Source organism: Candidatus Endoriftia persephonae, from assembly GCF_023733635.1.
Classification (GTDB): domain Bacteria; phylum Pseudomonadota; class Gammaproteobacteria; order Chromatiales; family Chromatiaceae; genus Endoriftia; species Endoriftia persephonae.
The window spans coordinates 3111574-3130215 of the sequence record NZ_CP090569.1 but is presented as its reverse complement, the minus strand read 5'-3'; the positions used below and the strand labels follow the sequence as shown (position 1 = coordinate 3130215).

The window sequence follows — 18642 nt, the reverse complement described above, 5'->3', positions numbered from 1 at the left end:
TCAGGCCCGGTTGCGTCGCCAGCCGAGTAGCCCACCGATGCTGAACAGTAGCAACGGCAGGCCGAACAGTGCGCCCAGCCCGATGATCCCTTTGGTCAGCGGTGAGAGCTGCAGCTCTCGGTCGAGGATCGGTCGTGGTGGGATGCCGATCAGCTGCTCAGCGCCGGCCAGCCAACCAACCAGGGCCAGTCCCAGATCAAGATTGCCGGCATTGGCCAGATAGCTGTTGGAGAGAAAATCGCCGTCGCCGATCACCACCACCCGCTGTTCGCGCTCGCCCCGCTGGCGGGTGAGGGCGAGGCCGATGGTGAGTGGCCCGGCCTGTTCGCCAAGTTCAGGATTGCGTTCCACCTCGCCGTGGATCGGGCCGGTCTCGTTCCAGCTCTGTGGCAGGGTGCGCAGCAGCCCGGTGACCTGCCAATCGCGGGTCTGATCCGCCTGCAGCGCCAGGCTCTCCGGAAACAGCGTGAGCAGATCGAAACCGGCGGTGGCGGGAAACTCTGGATATTCGGAGACCAGTGCCACTGTTGGGTTGTCGATGCCGAGGCGGCGCACATTGGCGTCTACCAGAGTGCCGGGCAGGGCTTCGATGTCGAGTTGCTGTAGCAGCGGCTGCAGGCTCTCGCGGCTGGATGGGTCTGTCAGCAGCAGCAGATTACCGCCTTGCTGCAGGTAGGCCTCAATCAACGCCAGCTCGCCCTCCAGCAGGGCAGTGGTGGGGGAGGCGATCAGCAGCAGAGCGGTGTTGTCTGGCGGCACAGTGGCAGGGGTCAGAGCGACCAGCTGGTAGCCTTTCTGCTGCAGGGATTGGCCAAACGCCCCCAGGTCGTGGTTGGCCTTGCCGTGCAGATCCCGTTCGCCGTGGCCGGTGAGCGCGGCAATCCAGTGGTGCTGTTGCTGGCTGAGGCGCTGCAGGGCATTACTGAAGTGAAGCTCGCTGAGCCGCTGCAGACGCTCCTCCCGCCCCTGGTAGCGCAGGACCAGCTCACCGGAGAGGGAGATCCCCTGGCGGCGGCTGGCGTCGGGGTTGCGGATCGGGTCGACAAATGTCAACTGCAGGTCGGGCTTGAAGCGTTGGTAGCGTTCGATGAAACGCTCCACCTGCTGTTGCAGCGTCGAGGCGCGGGGAGTGAAGATGGTCACCTGCAGTGGGCCCTCGAGGCGCTGCAACAGTGCGATGCTGGTCTCGCTAAGGGTGTGGCTGCCGTTACGGGTCCAGTCCCACTGCCACTGGTAGCGGTTGCTGAACCAGGCGAGCAGCAACAGCAGCGCCAGGCTCAGCAGCGGGAAGATCAGCTGGTGGATTTGTTTGCCAATGTTCATGCTCAGCTCTCCCGGCGCAGCTGTAGGCGGTGCAGCGCCAGGCCGAGGAAAAACAGACTCAACAGCAGGAAATAGGCGATGTCGCTGCTGCGCACCCAACCCAGTTGCAGGTTGAGGAAGTGAGGTGGCCAGCCAAACCAGCTGAGTAGGCCGCTGCTGTCGGCAGAGGCGTATTGGCTGATGATGGAGAGCAGCAGCAGCAGGCCGTAGCTGCCCGCAGCCGCGGCCCCCGGGGTGCGGCTCAGGCTGGAAACATAGAGGCTGATGGCGGCGAAGCAGCTGCCCAGCAGTAACAGACCGAGACTGGCGGTGGCCAACAGTCCCCAGTCGGGTTGGGTGCCGACCGCCAGTGGTATCGACAGCCCCAGTGGCAACAGCGCAACCAGCGCGATGACCCCCAGCAGGGCGAGGTACTGGCCGAGTAGGATCTCCCGGAGACGTAGCGGTGCGGTGCTCAACAGGCTGTTGCTGCTGTCTGACAGGCGCATCGTCAGCAGCGGCGTGATAAACAGGATCAGCACTGCCGTCAGGCCAAACAGCTCCAGCCCCAGATGGCGGCTCAGGCCAAACAGACGCCCGACCGCCGGGGTGCTGCTGAAGGCATCTAGGGTCTGTAGCAGCTGCCAGCCCAGCAGCAGACTGGCCAGCGCCAGCACTATCCAGGCGAACGGGGTGCGCATCAGCCGCCGCCACTCAATCCAGGCCAGCCGCCAGCTCATTCAGAGGCCCCTTGGCTGGTCCTGCCGCTGGTCGCCTCGAGGTAGATCTGCTCCAGGCTGAGGCGTTCCTCACTGAGTTGCCGAAGTCCCCAGCCCTGCTGCACAATCTGCGCTGCCAGTTCGGGGGCGGTGGCTTTGGGGGACAGTTGCACCCGGAAGTAGTCGGTGTGGAGGCGTTCGACAGAGGCGATCTGCGGCAGCTGTGTGAGGGCTTCATTCCCCGGGTTCTGCTGCAGCTGGAGCCGCAGCAGCGGAGTCTGGGCTGGCTCGATTGCACCCTGGTAGATGGCGCGTCCCTGCTGCAAGATTGTCACTCGGTCGGCGCAGGCCTCCACCTCGCTGAGGATGTGGCTGGAGAGCAGCACCGCACTCTGCTCGGCCAGCTCACGGATCAGCTCGCGCACCTCGCGGATCTGTGCCGGGTCGAGCCCCTCGGTGGGCTCGTCGAAGATGATTAGGTCGGGGGCGTGGATGATCGCTTGGGCGATGCCGGCCCGCTGCTGGTAGCCCTTCGAGAGGTTGCGGATCAGGCGTCTGCCAACGCTCTCCAGGCCGCAGCGGCGTTTGCTGTTGCCGAGAGCCTCGCGGGCTGCCTGAGGCGTCAGCCCCCTGAGCCGGGCGCAGTCGTAGAGATACTCATCGACCCGCTGCTCGGGATGCAGCGGTGGGCGTTCCGGCAGATAGCCGAGCCGGCGTTTCGCCTCGATCGGCTGCTGCTGCATGTCAAATCCGGCCACCGTGACACGACCGTGGCTGGGCGCCAGAGCGCCGCTGATCAGCCGCATCGCGGTGGATTTGCCAGCCCCGTTGGGCCCCAGCAGGCCGACTACCTCACCGCGTTGCAGCTGCAAGTTGAGTCTCTGCAGGGCGCGTTTTTGGCCAAACTCGCGGCTCAGCTTGTGGGTGGTCAGCAGGGTTTCCATCTGGCGCAAGATAAGGAATTTGCTGCCGACCCACAAGCGGCTTTTTGCATGGGGCGGCTTTGTCTTTGCGGAGGTGGAGGGTATCTTTGCCTCTCACTGTTTCGATGGGGATGATCTTGAAATATCTGGGTGTTGATACCGGCGGTACTTTTACCGACTTCGTGCTATTCGATGCTGCCGGGTTGCGCATCCACAAGGTGCTGTCGACACCGGACGCGCCGGAGCGGGCGATCCTGCAGGGCATCGCCGAGATGGGGCTCGACCCGGCGCAGCTGCGGGTGGTGCACGGCTCCACCGTGGCCACCAATGCGGCGCTAGAGGGGAAGGGCGTGCGCACCCTCTATATCGGCAATCGGGGGCTGAAGGATCTGCTCACCATCGGCCGTCAGGCGAGGCGCGAACTCTACAACCTGCAGCCGGAGCCGATCGCGCCGCCGGTGCCTGAGGGGCTTTGCCTGGAGACCGGCGGGCGGCTGGCGGCGGACGGCTCACTGATCGAAGATCTGACTGAGGCCGATCTGCAGATTCTGGTCGAGGCGGTGTCTGAACTCAAACCCCGCGCGGTGGCGATCAACCTGCTCTACGCCTACCTGGATGACTGTTTCGAGCGGGAGATCGAGGCAGTGTTGCCGGAGGCGGTGTTTGTCTCCCGTTCCTCGGCGGTGCTGCCGGAGGCAGGTGAATATGAGCGCGGTATCGCCACCTGGCTAAATGGTTGGGTGGGGCCGCTGGTGGAGGGCTACATTGGTCGGCTGCAGGCGGGGTTGCCGGGGGCTCGGGTGTCGGTGATGCAGAGCTCCGGCGAGGCGATTGCGGCGCAGCAGGCGGCGCATCAGGCGGTGCGGATGCTGCTCTCGGGGCCGGCGGGCGGTCTGGTGGGGGCGCGCTTCGTGGCGGCGGCCTCCGGACATGAGCGGCTGCTTTCGTTTGATATGGGCGGTACCTCCACCGATGTGGCGCTGCTCGACGGTGCGCCGCGACTGACCCGCGAAGGGCGCATTGGTCCTTGGCCGGTGGCGGTGCCGATGGTCGACATGCATACCATCGGCGCAGGCGGTGGTTCCATCGCCTACCTCGACGACGGCGGCATGCTGCAGGTGGGGCCGGAGTCAGCGGGGGCCGCACCTGGTCCCGCCTGCTACGGCGCCGGGGGGGAGCGGCCAACGGTCACCGACGCCAATCTGGTGTTGGGGCGGCTGCGTGCCGACGCCTTTCTCGGCGGCCGGATGCGGCTCGATCTGGCTGCGGCGCGGCGTGCCGTGGGCGGGCTTGCCGAGGCGATGGGTTTGTCGCCGGAGCAGGCCGCCGAGGGGATTGTCCGCATCGCCAACGAGCACATGGCGCGGGCGCTGCGGGTGATCTCGGTGCAGCGCGGGGTCGACCCGCGTGGCTTTACCCTCGTCTCGTTTGGTGGCGCAGGCGGGCTGCATGTTTGTGCCCTGGCAGAGGCTTTGGGGATGACTCAGGCGATGGTGCCGGTGCAGGCTGGAGTGCTGTCGGCGCTGGGCATGTTGGCGAGCCGGCCGGGGCGGCAGCTGGCGCGCACCCGGCTCGGTCTGCTGAAGGAGTTGAGCGAGGATTTGATTCGACGGGAGCTGGATGCGCTGGCTGAGTCCGGTCTGCAAGCATTGCTGGCGGAGGGAGTTGCGAGAGCGCAGGTTGAGCGGCGCGATTCGCTCGATCTGCGTTACCGTGGGCAGTCCTATACGCTCAATTTGCCTTGGGAGGGGCTTGATCAAATGGCGGAGCAGTTTCATGCACGGCATCAGGTCCGCTTCGGCCACCGCATGGAGGCCCCGGTGGAGCTGGTCAATCTGCGAGTTGGGTTGCAGGGGCCAAGCCCGCAGGTGGCGCTGAAGGCTGTGCCTGCGGCTGCTGCGCTGGCTGAGTGGGAGTCGATACGGGTTACCGGAGTCGAGGCTGAGGTGCCCTGTTACGAGCGTGCTGAGCTACTGGCGGGGCGTGAGATCGTTGGTCCGGCGCTGGTGACCGAGCAGGTCTCAACCAGCTGGATCGCCCCCGGTTGGCGCTGTCGAGTCGATGGGGTGGGGAACCTGCTGTTGTCGCAGACGTAGTCGGGTGTTTAGGCTTCGCCCAGCGCCTGGGCCTCGGCGAAGGCGGTCTTGGAGGCGTTGAGAAAGATCTCGGTCAATTCACCCAGATCGAGCTCAAAACGGTCGTCAGGTTGGATATTGCCAGATTCGTAATTGAGGGTGCAGACCAGGGCGCGGCCGGCGGGGCCAGCGTGATCGAGCAGGGCGGTGTTCAGTTCGTCGGAGAGGCCCAGTTCGCCAATGATCTCCGCCAGCGGACGTTCCATCAGCAGGTCGAGGATGGAGAGTAGGCCGACGCTGAATCCCATCTCGGCGGAGCAGTTGGAGCCGCTTTTGCTGAGCAGGCGCTGGCACATGTGGGCGCGTACCAGGGCGGTGGTGAAGTAGTCTTGGGGTTTGTTTGCCACCCGCGACAGCACCAGCAGACTGGCCCAGGCGCGGATCCGTGTTAGCCCCATGAAGACCACAGCCTGGTGGATCGACTCGACGCGGCGCGGCATGCCGACGGCGGCGGAGTTGATGAAGCGTAGGATCTTGTAGCTGAGGCTGGCGTCCTGGGCGATCAGATGCTCCAGGTCTCTGATCTCCACCTGCGGATCGTTGAGCCGGGAGACCAGCTGCATGATCACCATCTGGTTCTCCTCTAGCCGCTTATCCTCCACCACCTTGGGGCGGGAGAAGTGGTAGCCCTGAAAGAGATCGAAGCCCAACTCGAGGCACTGCTGGAACTCCTCTTCGGTCTCGATCTTCTCCGCCAGCAGCAAGAGCTTATGTTGGCGCAGCTTTGGCAGGCCGGCCTGCAGCTGCTCGGGGGTGAGGGCGGGGATCTCTACCTTGATAATGTGGGCGTGGGGCAGCAGTGGGTCCCACTTCTCCTCGAAGGCGTAGTCGTCGAGGGCGATGGTGTAGCCCTGTTCGGCCAGCTCACGCACCCGCGTCACCAGGGGCTCGTCCACCGGGATATCTTCGAGTATCTCCATAACCACCCGTTCTTTGTCGAATGCCAGTTGCGGGTGGTCGAGCAGCAGGTTGCGGGTCAGGTTAATGAAGGCGCGGTGGGGGCCGACGATGCGTTCCAGGCCGATCTCGACAAAGCAGTTGAGGAGTACTTCTGAGGAGGCAAAGTCGCCGTTTGTCAACTGGTTGACGTTGCTGCCATCCTGATTGCCCTGGCGGAATAGCAGCTCATAGGCATAGACTTCCAGGGAACGGTCATAGATCGCCTGCCTGCCGACGTAGATATCCTTCATTAGTACTGGTTTCCCTATTATCCCGGGGTGCGGTGGTCTCCTGCTAAGTCGGCAGGTGAGGGAAAATGTTTACCGCTTCTGGCGCCATTTATAGGGTTCTGTTGGGGCTCCGAGAAAAAGAAAGCCCGTCTCAGGGACGGGCTTTCAGGATGCCGCAGGGTCGCAGGGAAGCGGCTTATTTGATCTTCGCTTCCTTGTACATGACATACTTGCGGATGGTGGGGTCAAACTTTTTGATCTCCATCTTGCCGGGCATGTTGCGCTTGTTCTTGGTGGTGGTGTAGAAGTGGCCGGTGCCGGCGCTGGATACCAGTCGAATCTTGTCACGCATGATGGTTTCCTCTGTTAGACCTTTTCACCACGGGCGCGGATCTCGCCCAGCACTGTGTCGATGCCTTTTTTGTCGATGATGCGCATACCGTTGGAGGTGACGCGCAGACGAACCCAGCGGTTCTCGCTCTCAACCCAGAAGCGATGGTAGTGCAGGTTGGGCAGAAAACGGCGTTTGGTTTTGTTATGAGCGTGGGAGACGTTGTTCCCGCTGACCGGGCGCTTGCCGGTGACCTGGCAGACTTTTGACATGGTCCAAACCTCTAAAAACTGTTAACCCTGGGGCGAAAGGCGCGTATTTATAGCAGAGAGCGGGAGGGAGCGCAAGCTGTCTGGGTCCGTGGCGGCTGATTTTAGATCAGGCCCTGCTCGGCGAACGAGTAGGGTCGACCATCGCCAATCACGAAATGGTCGAGCACGCGGATCTCCACCAGCTCTAGGGCTTGTTGCAGACGCAGGGTGATGCGCCGGTCCGCATCGCTGGGTTCGGCGATCCCGGAGGGATGGTTGTGAGCCAGGATTACCGCTGCCGCATTATGATGCAGGGCCCGTTTCACGACTTCCCGGGGGTGGACACTGGCGCCATCGATGGTGCCGCGAAACAACTCCTCGAAGATGATGACGCGGTGGCGGTTGTCGAGAAACAGGCAGGCGAAGACCTCGTGCGGATGGTGGCGCAGTTGTGCGCTTAGGTAGTGGCGGGTCTGCTCCGGGCGGGTGAGCGGGCTGCCGCGGTTCAGATCCTCGCCAAGATAACGCCGCCCCATCTCGAGCACTGCCTGCAACTGGGCGTACTTGGCGTTGCCCAGGCCTTTGCCGTGACAGAAGACCTGGCGGTCGGCGGTGAGCAGCGGCCGCAGCCCCTGGAACTCGGTGAGCAGGTCGCGGGCCAGATCCACTGCGGTGCGGCCGGCCACCCCGGTACGCAGAAAGATCGCCAGCAGTTCGGCGTCGGTGAGGCTAGACGCCCCCTGTTTGAGCAGTTTCTCCCGCGGGCGCTCGTCTAACGGCCAGTCGGTAATCGGCATATGACCTCCCTGTCATGCTGCTATGTTGGTTGTCTGGAGCTAAATCTAGCCTGTTTCGGCGGGTTCTGCCGATGTTAGTACTCACTCAGAGTGTTAACACTGTCACTTTGAGGTTTTGGCACCTTAAGGTACCCTCTATAACCGATTTTTGTTCAGGATGGTCTAACGACTCATGTCGGCTCTAGCCAACCAAAAGATCCTGTTGGGCGTAACCGGGGGCATCGCCGCATATAAAAGTGCGATGCTGCTGCGTGCACTTATCGAGGCCGGCGCTGAGGTGCGGGTAGCGATGACTGCCGCTGCCCAGACCTTTGTCACCCCACTTACCTTCCAGGCACTCTCCGGTCGGCCGGTCCATACTGAACTGCTTGATCCCGCAGCAGAGGCGGCGATGGGGCATATCGAGCTGGCCCGCTGGGCGGATCTGATCCTGATTGCTCCCGTCTCTGCCGATTTCATGGCCCGACTGAGCGTCGGCATGGCGAATGATCTGCTGAGCGCCATCTGTCTGGCCACCACAGCCCCTATCGCGCTGGCGCCGGCGATGAATCGGCAGATGTGGCTCAATCCGGCGACCCAGGAGAATGTACAGCGGCTCACTGCTCGTGGCCTGCTGATCTGGGGGCCGGCGGAGGGCGTGCAGGCGTGTGGTGAGAGCGGGCCGGGACGCATACTGGAGCCGGAGGCACTGCTGGATCAAGTCAGTGCCCATTTTGTAGGTGGGACGCTGGCTGGAGTCAAAGTGGTGCTGACCGCTGGTTCGACCCGTGAGCCGATCGATCCGGTGCGTTTCATCAGTAACCGCAGTTCCGGCAAGATGGGTTTTGCCCTGGCGGCGGCGTTGCGTCGGCTTGGCGCCGAGGTGGTGCTGGTGGCTGGACCGGTCGCACTGGCAACCCCTGCGGGGGTGCAGCGCATCGATGTGGAGACAGCCCAGGAGATGCAGCTGGCGGTGTCGGAGCAGTTGGCGGGGTGCGATATTTTTGTCGGAGTGGCTGCGGTGGCGGACTATCGCCCCCGCGAGATGGCGCAGCAGAAGATCAAAAAGCAGCAGACGGTCATGACGCTGGAGCTGGAGCGCAATCCCGATATCCTGGCAGATGTCGCGGCTGCTGAAGATCCGCCCTTTACTGTTGGCTTTGCCGCCGAGACCCAGAACGTGAAGGCCTATGCGGAGGAGAAGCGCAGGGCTAAGAGAATCGATCTGATTGCCGCCAATCGTGTCGCTGCCGCAGAGGGTGGCTTTGAACGGGATGAGAATGCCCTGACCCTGCTGTGGGAAGGGGGGGGCGAATCGCTGCCGATGATGCTAAAGAGTGAATTGGCAGCACGGCTCGCCGCTCGCATCGCGGAGCGATATCATGCGCGGACCCAGCAGGAAAACAGTTGATGCAGCAGATCGCTCCAGGTTGCGGGTGTGTGGCGAATGCCTTAGGCAGTGGTGGTTTGGAATGCCTGCCCCCAGGCATTTGCAGGATCGGAAGGAGCTTTGAGATAGCGAGCTTATGAGTAAGAGAAGTAAGCGGAAAGAAAAAACGGGCACCAGGCAGAGCCCGACCGGCAGAGGGATCCGCTGGTATTGGTCGATAGCGGCTGCGGTAGTGGTGGTGCTGTTTCTTCTGGTGAGCGCGATCCTCTACCTGCAGGCCAGCCTGAAGGATGCGGCGGCAGTTGAGCGCGAGGCGCGGCTGGTTGCCTCCGGTGTGGCGGAGCGCGTCGCCGTTACTACCCAGGCACGCATGCAGATGTTGCTCGGGATAGCGCAGGATCCGCAGCTGGCCGACTATTTCAGCACTGATAATCGAGCGGAGCTTGATGGCTACGCAGAGCAGCTGAACCGGCTGCTGCCAGGGGTGCTGCGATTGCGTCTGCTGGCTGCCGGTCAGCGCGAACCAGAAAACAGCGCGATGCCTCATCTTGGCTACGCCTCCCTGGAGCTGATCCGACTTGCGGAGGAGCAGCCAGGAGTACCTCCGGCCCAGGTGCACAAGTTTGGCGGGGCGCAGCAGCATATCGCAATAGCGGTGGCGGTGCGAAACAGCAAACAAGGCCCCGCGCTGGGGGTGATACATGCGGCCTTCCCTGTGGCCCTGTTGCAGGATGTGGTTGAGCGCAGCCGCCTGAATGGTCGTGTCGAGGTGCGCCAACTGGTGCAGAGAGCTGCGCCGCTGGTGCTGGCCGCAGGTGGGAGCGGCAGGGCGGCTGGCGAGCCGGATGGACGTTTTGAGGTCGACGGAACCATCTGGGAGGTGGCCTATTGGTCGGGGCAGGTGAGCACACCTCTGCTGGAGCAGATCTATCTGCTGGCGCCGGGTGGGATAGCGGCACTACTGGCAGTGGCGCTGATGGGGCTGCTGGCGCTGCAGATGCAGCGGGCGCTGAAGGGGGATCAGTACAGCCTGCTGGAGTTGGCCGAGGTGTTGATGGCGGGCAAGTCGCCGAAGCGCCAACAGGCAAAGCTGCTCGATATGCAGTCAACCTTGGAGATCATTGAACATCAGGCTCGCGAGTTCGCCAATGCGCGCAAGCAGCGCCGTGAGCGGCGCAAGCGTGGCAGCGCCTCAGCCACTGAAGGGATTATGGTGGAGGAGGATATCTTCGCAGTGCCGAAAACCGATCAGCCGGGTGCTGACAGGCGTGCGAGGCAGGCCGAGGCGCTGGAGAACGCCGATGCACTCGCAGCGGTGCCGGCCAGCATCTTTCGTGCTTACGACATCCGCGGTCTGGTCGGCGAAACCCTGACCGAGAATGTGGCCTACACCATCGGCCAGGCGATCGGCAGCGAGGGCTATGAGCAGGGCTTCCAGTCGATCGTGGTGGCCAGGGATGGACGCAACTCCAGTGAGGCGCTGCAGGAGGCCCTGATCAATGGGCTATTGTCGAGCGGGCGCGATGTTATTGACATCGGCATGCTACCGACACCACTGCTCTACTATGCGGTGCATGAACTCAATGTGGGGTGTGGCTGTATCGTCACCGGCAGCCACAATCCGATCGAATATAACGGCATCAAGGTGGTGCTGGGTGAAAAGAGTCTCTCCCCCGAGCAGATCCAGGGACTCTACCGCCGGATCGCGGATGGCCGCCTGATGAAGGGGCAGGGGCAGCGGAATATACGCGAGATTACCGAAGACTATATCGAACGGGTGATCAACGATGTGCGCCTGGCGCGCTCCCTGAAGGTGGTGGTTGACTGCGGTAACGGCGTGGCGGGTATGGTGGCGCCAGAGCTGTTTAGACGCCTTGGTTGTGATGTGGTGGAGCTGTTCTGTGAGGTGGATGGCAGCTTTCCCAACCACCATCCCGACCCGAGTCGGCCCGAGAATCTGGAGGCCCTGAAGCAGGCGGTGGTCGAAAACCAGGCCGATGTGGGGCTCGCCTTCGATGGGGATGGGGATCGCCTAGGAGTGATCGACTCCTCCGGCAAGTTGATCTGGCCCGATCGGGTGTTGATGTATCTCGCCATCGATGTGCTGGCCCGCCTGCCAGGCGGTGACATTGTCTATGACGTCAAGTGCTCCCGGCATCTGGCCAATGTGGTGCTCTCCAACGGCGGTCGACCGCTGATGTGGAAGAGTGGCCACTCGCTGTTGAAGGCGAAGCTGCAGGAGACTGGTGCCCTGCTCGCTGGTGAGTTCAGCGGACACATCATGTTTGCGGAACGCTGGTATGGCTTCGACGATGCGCTCTATGCTGGTGCACGCCTGCTGGAGATCCTGGCGCTTGAGCAGCTGTCTAGTGCCGAAGTCTTCACCGGTCTGCCCGAGGGTGAGTCGACACCGGAGTATCAGGTGCAGCTTGAAGAGGGGCAGGGAGACAAGATCATGGATGCCCTGGAGCAGCAGCCGGAGATCCCTGGTGCTCGCATGGTCTGGATCGACGGACTGCGTGCCGAGTTCGAGCGGGGCTGGGGTCTGGTACGGGCCTCCAACACTACCCCGTCGTTGGTGTTCCGCTTTGAGGCGGATGATGCCCAGGCGCTGAAGGTGGTACAGGATGTCTTCCGCACGCTGATGCAGAAAGTCGCACCCGAGCTGGAGATGCCGTTTTAACCGGTCATCCGACCTTTCAATTCTATTTAGAACCTTTGTAATAACACTATGTCTTTGACTCCGGAACAGGCCCATAACATTGCCCATGTATTGACCGCCGCGCTGCCCTACATCCAGCGTTTCAGCGGCAAGACCATCGTCATCAAGTATGGTGGCAACGCGATGGTTGACGAAGATCTCAAGAGCAGCTTTGCCCGCGATATCGTGTTGATGAAGCTGGTTGGCATCAACCCGGTGGTGGTGCATGGCGGTGGGCCACAGATCGGCTCCCTGCTGGAGCGCCTCGGCAAGGATTCAGAATTCATCCAGGGCATGCGTGTTACCGACACCGAGACCATGGATGTGGTGGAGATGGTGCTGGGTGGGCTGGTCAACAAAGATATCGTCAACCTGCTGAACCGCGCCGGTGCCAGGGCGGTCGGTTTGACCGGCAAGGATGGTGACCTGATCCGTGCTCGCAAGCTGCTGGTGGAGTGGAAGGGACCGGAGCTGGAGGCCCCGGAGATCATCGATATCGGCCATGTGGGGGAGGTGGAGAGCATCGACACCAGCGTGGTGGAGATGTTGCTGCATGGCAATTTTATCCCAGTGATCGCGCCGATTGGTGTCGGCGAGGATGGTCGCTCCTACAATATCAACGCCGATCTGGTGGCGGGCAAGGTGGCAGAGGTGCTGCAGGCGGAGAAGCTGATTCTGCTGACCAATACCAAGGGGTTGCTTGATCAAGAGGGTGGCCTGTTGACCGGCCTCACCAGCGAGCGGGTCAACGAGCTGATCGCAGACGGCACCATCCATGGCGGCATGCTGCCAAAGATCGGCTGCGCGCTGGATGCGGTGACCGGCGGAGTCAACTCAGTCCATATCATCGATGGTCGTCTGCAGCATGCGGTGTTGCTGGAGTTGTTTACCGACGAGGGTGTCGGCACCCTGATCCGGCGGCGCTGATGAGTGGCAAGGTCTCCCGCAAACAGCTGATCCTCGAAGCCTTGGCAACAGAACTGGAGCGTAACCCCCGCGGGCGGATTACCACGGCTTCGTTGGCAAGGGCGGTGGGGGTGTCGGAGGCGGCGCTCTATCGCCACTTTGCCAGCAAGGCGAAGATGTTCGAAGGGTTGATCGACTTTGCCGAGGAGAGCATCTTTGTGCGGGTCAATCAGATCCTGGAAGAGGAACAGGATGCGCGGGTGCGTTGCGGGCGGCTACTCTATCTACTGCTGGCCTTTGCTGACCGTAATCCCGGTATCTCGCGGGTGCTGCTGGGCGATGCGTTGGTGGGGGAAACGGAACGTCTGCTGATGCGAGTTGGGCAGTTTTTTGCGCGCCTGGAGACCCAGTTGCGGCAGATCCTGCGCGAAGGGACGATGCGTGATCAGGGCTATGCTGGGATCGATGCGCGGGTCGGAGCCAATCTGCTGTTGGCGGTGGTGGAGGGGCGCATGCACCAGCATCTGCGGAGTGGGTTTGCCGACTCCCCGCTGGCGGAGTGGGATGCGCAGTGGCGCATCCTTGAGGGGGCTTTGCGGCAGATGCAGAGCTAGGCGTTATCGTACAGGCCCTGGCCCCGCTGCTTGCCTCACTGTTTGTCAGGTGAAGTAGGGTGTTCCGAGAGGGCCTCGATAAAGCCTCGCTTGACCCCAGTTATCTTTTTGCTGTTACAGAATGCGTTACCCGCCGGGGAGTCTTTGCACTGCAGATCCATGAAGATCACAGTGCCCCTTTTATCTGGATTGCGGATGCGGGAGATGGTGATGCTGATATCGTGATCATCCACCGGTGGTCCGGTCATCACGATATTGGTGGCGAGCATTTTGACGGGGGTGGTGGCATGGTTGCGCAGAAAGCGTTTGGCTCTGGACCAGGCGCTATTGCAGCTGTCGTTGCCAGAGCACTCGAAGACATTGTTCAATGGGCGCTCTTGCGTGCCGCCTGTCTTGTCGGTTCCGGCTTCCCCATCTTTGCTCTGACTTGCGCTTAGGTGCTTGAGTTCGCGGAAGCGGGCTTGGTCGCGGGCAAACGCGGTGCGAATACGGTTTTTGTCCTGTTCCCGTTTGACAATCGACTGGTAGGCCGCCTTCAGCGCCTGGCGTTTGCGATCGATCTGCGCGAGATAATCGGGTGAGGGGGTTTCACCGCTCAGTTCCAGAGCGGCAGCGTTTTGCTGCATCTCCAGCAGGCTGTTCTTGATCCGTTTGATGTTGGTCTGGGTCATCAGGATCGTTAAATCCACCGCCCTGAGCTGGCCATCGCGGGCCATGATGATGTCGTCTTCACTGCGAAAGGTGCGCAGCAACACCCGATCCGCGGCTTTTTGCTGATCGATCAGCGCCTGTTGTTCCTGCTGAAGACGCCGTTGGATCGCCTCCAGCTGCAACTGCTGTTTGGTCTTGGCGGCATCGATCCGGTCGACGACGATGCCCCGTTCATCCAGCTTGCTATGTTCCTGTTTGACGTATTCCGGAGGGATGCTGTCAGCGTAGTGGATCCGGCCCTCTTCGTCGGTCCACTTGTAGAGCCGGCCTGCACTGCTTTGCGCTGGCAGCGCCAGTGCCAGCGCTACCATTAGCAGAGATCCAGTTTTGAAAAAGATGTTCAGTTTGGCCATAATCTTTACTTCGCTCCGCTTCGTCTACAGAACCTAGCGGCTGGCTGTTTGAATTCCTTATTATCGTTGTCTTTGGCTGGAATTCCCTTCTCCCCCACTCTATTAGAATGTTTCTCCCACCATTCCTCAAATGGTATCGATTGCCTATTTTCGCTGAGATCACCCATCCGTGGAACAGTTCACTCTTTTTCTGATCTCGCTACTGGCCAATCTCTTTTCGGCGTTTTCCGGTGGCGGCGCTGGCTTGGTGCAGTTGCCGGCATTGATTTTTCTGGGGTTGCCGTTCGGTGTGGCGTTGGCGACTCACAAGGTCGCTTCGGTCGCTTTGGGGGTGGGGGCGACGATACGCCACCTGCATGAAGGTGGACTGGAGTGGTGGTTCTCGCTGTTTCTGCTGTTGTCGGGTATCCCCGGCGTAATCCTTGGTGCCAGCCTGATCTTGCGGGTCCCGGACCGGGTTGCCGAGGTGGCGCTGGGCATCTTGACCCTTGGGCTGGGAGTCTACTCGCTGTTGAAGCGCTCATTGGGCCAGGAGTACTGCCCGGCTCATCGTGACCTGCCGGGATATCTGCTTGGCGGATTGGGACTATTCTGTATTGGCTTTCTCAACGGTTCTTTGACCTCAGGGACAGGGCTGTTCGTGACCCTCTGGCTGGTGCGCTGGTTTGGCATGGATTACCGCACGGCGGTGGCGCATACCCTGGTGCTGGTCGGCATGTTCTGGAATGGCTCTGGCGCACTGACCCTGAGCCTGCTCGGAGAGATCCAGTGGGAGTGGCTGCCGGTGCTGCTGGCAGGGTCACTGCTGGGCGGCTATCTGGGGGCGCATCTCTCCATCACCAAGGGCAACCGTTGGATCAAGCGAGGCTTTGAGGTGGTCACCCTGGCGGTGGGGACGAAGCTGGTGATTGGCTGAGCCGCTCCTGCTCCACTCAGATGCCGTAGCGCTCCCGGTAGTCGCGGATCTGCTGCAGTGATTCAGCGGAATCGGGGCTCGCCTGCAGATACTCGATCAGCTGCTCCAGCTGCACGATGGAGCTGACCGGCATGCCGTAGTCGTTCTGCACCTCCTGAATTGCCGAACGCTCACCCTGGCCGCGCTCCTGGCGGTCGAGGGCGATTACCACTCCGGCCGGGGTGGCCCCCAGGTCGCGGATGATCTCCACCGATTCGCGTACCGAGGTGCCGGCTGAGATCACATCGTCGATGATCAGGATGCGCCCCTCCAGGGCGTGACCGACGACTATGCCGCCCTCGCCGTGATCCTTTGCCTCCTTGCGGTTGAAGGCGTAGGGGATGTCGATCTGGTGCTGGTCATAGAGCGAGGCGGCAGTCACCGCCGCCAGCGGGATGCCTTTGTAGGCGGGGCCATAGAGTAGATCGAACTCGATGCCGGAGTCGACGATAGTTTGGGCGTAGTAGCGCCCCAATCGCGCCAGAGCTGCGCCAGTGTTGAACAGGCCAGCATTGAAGAAGTAGGGGCTGATGCGTCCTGACTTGAGGGTGAATTCGCCAAAGCGGAGCACGCCTACATCGAGGGCGAAGTCGAGAAATTCGCGTTGATAATCCTGCATTTTTCGGCATCCTGGTTAAAAAGACGGGGCATTTTAACCTGCTGTTGCGTTTCTGGGGGAAATGATTTTGCCAGCTGCTTATAATAGCCGGGTTTTGCCGTTGTCCAGGCTGGGGCTGCGTCTTCTATCTGTTTCTGGAGGGTTCGCTTGCCCAATCCAATCCATAGTTTCTTTATCGGCTGGCTAGAGGCGCTGGAGGTCTATACCCAGCCTCGGGTTCGGGGGATGCTGTTTCTGGGTTTCTCTGCCGGCCTGCCGCTGCTGCTGGTGTTCGGCACCCTCTCGTTCTGGTTGCGTGAGGCAGGTATTGAACGCAGTACCATCGGTTTCATCAGCTGGGTGGCGCTCGCCTACAGCCTGAAGTGGCTGTGGGCACCGCTGGTGGATCGTCTGCCGCTGCCTGGTTTGACCGCTCGCTTGGGGCGACGGCGCAGTTGGATGTTGTTGGCGCAGCTGACGATCCTGGCCGGGCTGGTCGGCATGGCGTTGTTCGACCCGCGTGAGGAGCTGACGCTGTTTGTCGCCCTGGCGTTGCTGGTGGCCTTTGCTTCCGCCACTCAGGATATTGCTATTGATGCCTACCGCATCGAAAGTGTCAGTCGCGATCTGCAGGGTGCCATGGCGGCGACCTACATGCTCGGCTACCGGCTGGCGATGATTGTTGCCGGGGCTGGCGCGCTGGCGATTGCAGCGCTGTTCGAAGCGGATTCGTCGATCTACCAGCAGTCGGCCTGGAGTGCCGCCTATCTGTCGATGGCGGGGTTGATGCTGGTGGGGATGGTGACCACCCTGCTGATCAGTGAACCCGAGGTGGATGCGAATGGTGAGACGCGCCGCCGCGAGTCGGAGGGGATCGAGCTGCTGGAGCAGCAGGGCTGGCTGCCACGCCCGCTGCGACGGTTTAGCGAATGGTTTTATGCGGCGGCGATCAGCCCATTTGTCGACTTTATCGTCCGCTACCGTTGGCATGCCCTGTTGATCCTGACACTGATCGCCAGCTACCGGATCTCCGATGTGGTGCTGGGGGTGATCTCCAACGTCTTTTATGTGGATATGGGATACAGCAAGGCGGAAGTGGCGACCATCACCAAGGTCTACGGGGTGATTATGACCCTGGTCGGGGCAGGCTTGGGTGGCCTATTGATGGTGCGTATTGGGGTGATGCGGGTATTGTTGATCGGCGGTCTGCTGGCTGCCGCGACCAATCTGCTGTTTGTCTGGCTGGCCGGGCTGGGACACGATTTGGGGATGCTGACGCTGGTGATCTCGGTTGATAACCTTTCGGGGGGGCTGGCTTCGGCCGCCTTTATCGCCTACCTGTCGAGCTTGACCAATGTCTCCTATTCGGCAACCCAGTATGCGCTGTTCAGCTCGGTGATGCTGCTACTGCCTAAGCTTGTCGGCGGTTTTTCCGGGGTGATGGTTGATTCGATCGGCTACGCCAGTTTTTTTATTACTACCACCCTGATGGGGGTGCCAGTGTTGTTGCTGATCCTGTTGGCGATGCGCTATGTGCCGGCAGAGGAGAATCAGCATGGTTGAGCCGATGAGCTATCTGACGGCGTTTGTCGTCGGACTTTCGGGCGGGGTGCACTGTATTGGCATGTGCGGCGGGATCATCGGTGCGCTGACCTTCGGGCTACCTGAGAAGCTGCGCGGCAGCCTGGTTGATACCCTACCCTATCAGCTGGGTTACAACCTGGGGCGGATCAGCAGTTATGTGATCGCCGGCGGCATCATGGGCGGGCTGGGTATGTTGCTGGCGGAGCTGGTGCCGGTCTATCTGGCGCAGCGGGTATTGCTCGGGGTGGCCGGTCTCTTCATGCTCTTTCTTGGCCTCTATCTGGGAGGCTGGTGGCTTGGGCTGGCTCGCATCGAGGCACTGGGTGGCGCGCTGTGGCGGCGCATAGAGCCCATCGCTCGCCATCTGCTGCCGGTGCACACGCCGGGGCAGGCCTGGGTGCTGGGGCTAATCTGGGGCTGGATCCCCTGTGGTCTCGTCTATAGCACCCTGGCCTGGAGTGTTTCGGCCGGCAGTGTGCTGGAGGGGGCGGGGTTGATGCTTGCGTTTGGCCTGGGCACTCTGCCAAATCTGTTTGCGATGGGGCTGCTAGGCAGCGGGATCGCCCGCTGGGCCAAGGATATCCGGGTGCGCCGCGCGGCGGGGCTGATGGTGATCGGCTTTGGGTTGGTGACAGTATGGCGGGCGTTGTGAGCCCGCCGCACTGTGCAGAGTCCCTCAGTCGATAAAAAACTGCTGTTTCAGCTGGGCCTTGTAGAAGCGGGGCTCTCCCTGGGGCTTGACCTTGATGGAAAAGTTGAGTGTCTCCCGGTCAGTGATGCGGAACTCACCCAGGTAGTAGATGGCGCCTGTCTCCTTGACCTCCCGCATCGGGATGTCGATGCGCTGACCAAGGATATTGGTGGCGTAGGCCTGGACTATGGCGTGGGCCGGGGAACCGGTGGTTCCGGCCTGGGTTTTAATCACACTCACATTTAGCAGGCCCCGGTATTTGCTGCGCTGAATCTGGTACGCTTTGGCAACCTCGCTGTCGAGTGCCGCGGTCGGTAGGGCATTGTGGTGGATCTTGTAGCCGGGGATGGTGGTGCTGTTCTCCGCCAGCAGATTGGCGGAAAAGAGATAGAGCAGGGCTAGTGCGATCTGCGCGATCTTGGTTTTCATGATGATACTCCTCCTCTCCTGGTGCCGTTGTGCGCTGCAGGGTCGCCGGGGCCAGACTCTGGCCGACGACCGCAGGGTAAGGATAGCGCAACTGTCGCAGCCGG

At 61.7% G+C, this 18642-nt stretch carries 18 protein-coding genes; 8 read left to right on the top strand and 10 right to left on the bottom strand.

Going from position 1 to position 18642, the window contains the following annotated elements:
- From L0Y14_RS14115 to L0Y14_RS14105, 3 genes are read right to left on the bottom strand one after another with little or no spacing between them, the layout of a single operon-like run.
- Positions 1-1323, bottom strand: a complete 1323-nt coding sequence (locus L0Y14_RS14115) for a GldG family protein (RefSeq protein ID WP_006474468.1) — start codon at positions 1321-1323, stop codon at positions 1-3.
- Positions 1324-1325: 2 nt separating this feature from the next.
- Positions 1326-2042 (bottom strand): ABC transporter permease, encoded by a 717-nt coding sequence (locus tag L0Y14_RS14110; RefSeq protein ID WP_006474467.1) that lies wholly within the window; start codon positions 2040-2042, stop codon positions 1326-1328.
- Complete coding sequence (locus tag L0Y14_RS14105) at positions 2039-2965, bottom strand: ABC transporter ATP-binding protein (protein ID WP_039959709.1); 927 nt, start codon at positions 2963-2965, stop codon at positions 2039-2041. The genes L0Y14_RS14110 and L0Y14_RS14105 overlap by 4 nt, the downstream gene beginning before the upstream one ends.
- A 110-nt stretch (positions 2966-3075) precedes the next feature.
- Between L0Y14_RS14105 and L0Y14_RS14100 the strand changes: the two genes are divergently transcribed.
- Positions 3076-5040, top strand: a complete 1965-nt coding sequence (locus L0Y14_RS14100; protein WP_251859303.1) for a hydantoinase/oxoprolinase family protein — start codon at positions 3076-3078, stop codon at positions 5038-5040.
- Between the two features lie 8 nt (positions 5041-5048).
- Here the strand turns inward: L0Y14_RS14100 and L0Y14_RS14095 are convergent, their stop codons facing one another.
- From L0Y14_RS14095 to radC, 4 genes are all read right to left on the bottom strand, one after another.
- Positions 5049-6269, bottom strand: coding sequence for an EAL and HDOD domain-containing protein (locus L0Y14_RS14095; protein ID WP_006474735.1), 1221 nt, complete (start codon positions 6267-6269; stop codon positions 5049-5051).
- A gap of 175 nt (positions 6270-6444) precedes the next feature.
- Positions 6445-6600, bottom strand: coding sequence for a 50S ribosomal protein L33 (rpmG, locus tag L0Y14_RS14090; RefSeq protein ID WP_005959882.1), 156 nt, complete (start codon positions 6598-6600; stop codon positions 6445-6447).
- A 14-nt stretch (positions 6601-6614) separates the two neighbouring features.
- Positions 6615-6851, bottom strand: a complete 237-nt coding sequence (rpmB, locus tag L0Y14_RS14085) for a 50S ribosomal protein L28 (RefSeq protein WP_005959883.1) — start codon at positions 6849-6851, stop codon at positions 6615-6617.
- A 101-nt stretch (positions 6852-6952) separates the two neighbouring features.
- Positions 6953-7627: a RadC family protein gene (radC, locus tag L0Y14_RS14080; RefSeq protein WP_005959884.1), complete on the bottom strand. Its 675-nt coding sequence runs from the start codon at positions 7625-7627 to the stop codon at positions 6953-6955.
- Between the two features lie 172 nt (positions 7628-7799).
- Here radC and coaBC point away from each other — a divergent pair, with 172 nt between their 5' ends.
- The 4 genes from coaBC to slmA all read left to right on the top strand — a co-directional run bounded on the left by coaBC (position 7800) and on the right by slmA (position 13217).
- Positions 7800-9017 carry a bifunctional phosphopantothenoylcysteine decarboxylase/phosphopantothenate--cysteine ligase CoaBC gene (gene coaBC / locus L0Y14_RS14075; protein ID WP_005959885.1) on the top strand — a complete coding sequence of 406 codons (1218 nt, stop codon included), beginning with the start codon at positions 7800-7802 and terminating at the stop codon, positions 9015-9017.
- Positions 9018-9132: 115 nt separating this feature from the next.
- The gene (locus L0Y14_RS14070) at positions 9133-11679 is read left to right on the top strand and encodes a phosphomannomutase/phosphoglucomutase (RefSeq protein WP_005959886.1); all 2547 of its coding nucleotides are present in this window, start codon (positions 9133-9135) and stop codon (positions 11677-11679) included.
- A gap of 48 nt (positions 11680-11727) precedes the next feature.
- Positions 11728-12624: an acetylglutamate kinase gene (gene argB, locus L0Y14_RS14065; protein WP_005959887.1), complete on the top strand. Its 897-nt coding sequence runs from the start codon at positions 11728-11730 to the stop codon at positions 12622-12624.
- Positions 12624-13217, top strand: coding sequence for a nucleoid occlusion factor SlmA (gene slmA / locus L0Y14_RS14060; RefSeq protein ID WP_005959888.1), 594 nt, complete (start codon positions 12624-12626; stop codon positions 13215-13217). Before argB ends, slmA begins: the two co-directional genes overlap by 1 nt.
- Positions 13218-13252: 35 nt before the next feature.
- Here the strand turns inward: slmA and L0Y14_RS14055 are convergent, their stop codons facing one another.
- Positions 13253-14239 carry a DUF4124 domain-containing protein gene (locus L0Y14_RS14055; protein WP_240991643.1) on the bottom strand — a complete coding sequence of 329 codons (987 nt, stop codon included), beginning with the start codon at positions 14237-14239 and terminating at the stop codon, positions 13253-13255.
- A 211-nt stretch (positions 14240-14450) separates the two neighbouring features.
- On the opposite strand from L0Y14_RS14055, the gene L0Y14_RS14050 reads away from it, so the two are divergent.
- Positions 14451-15197 carry a sulfite exporter TauE/SafE family protein gene (locus L0Y14_RS14050; RefSeq protein ID WP_005959890.1) on the top strand — a complete coding sequence of 249 codons (747 nt, stop codon included), beginning with the start codon at positions 14451-14453 and terminating at the stop codon, positions 15195-15197.
- 16 nt (positions 15198-15213) lie between these two features.
- Here the strand turns inward: L0Y14_RS14050 and pyrE are convergent, their stop codons facing one another.
- Positions 15214-15855 carry an orotate phosphoribosyltransferase gene (pyrE, locus tag L0Y14_RS14045; RefSeq protein ID WP_005959891.1) on the bottom strand — a complete coding sequence of 214 codons (642 nt, stop codon included), beginning with the start codon at positions 15853-15855 and terminating at the stop codon, positions 15214-15216.
- Between the two features lie 147 nt (positions 15856-16002).
- Here pyrE and L0Y14_RS14040 point away from each other — a divergent pair, with 147 nt between their 5' ends.
- A complete protein-coding gene (locus tag L0Y14_RS14040) occupies positions 16003-17397 on the top strand; it encodes an AmpG family muropeptide MFS transporter (protein WP_005959892.1) in 1395 nt (464 codons plus the stop codon).
- Positions 17390-18070, top strand: a complete 681-nt coding sequence (locus L0Y14_RS14035; RefSeq protein WP_006474737.1) for a sulfite exporter TauE/SafE family protein — start codon at positions 17390-17392, stop codon at positions 18068-18070. Before L0Y14_RS14040 ends, L0Y14_RS14035 begins: the two co-directional genes overlap by 8 nt.
- A gap of 24 nt (positions 18071-18094) precedes the next feature.
- On the opposite strand, the gene L0Y14_RS14030 is transcribed toward L0Y14_RS14035, so the two are convergent.
- Entirely contained in the window at positions 18095-18538 is a 444-nt protein-coding gene (locus L0Y14_RS14030) for a DUF4426 domain-containing protein (protein WP_005959894.1), read from the bottom strand.
- Between the last annotated feature and the right edge of the window lie 104 nt (positions 18539-18642).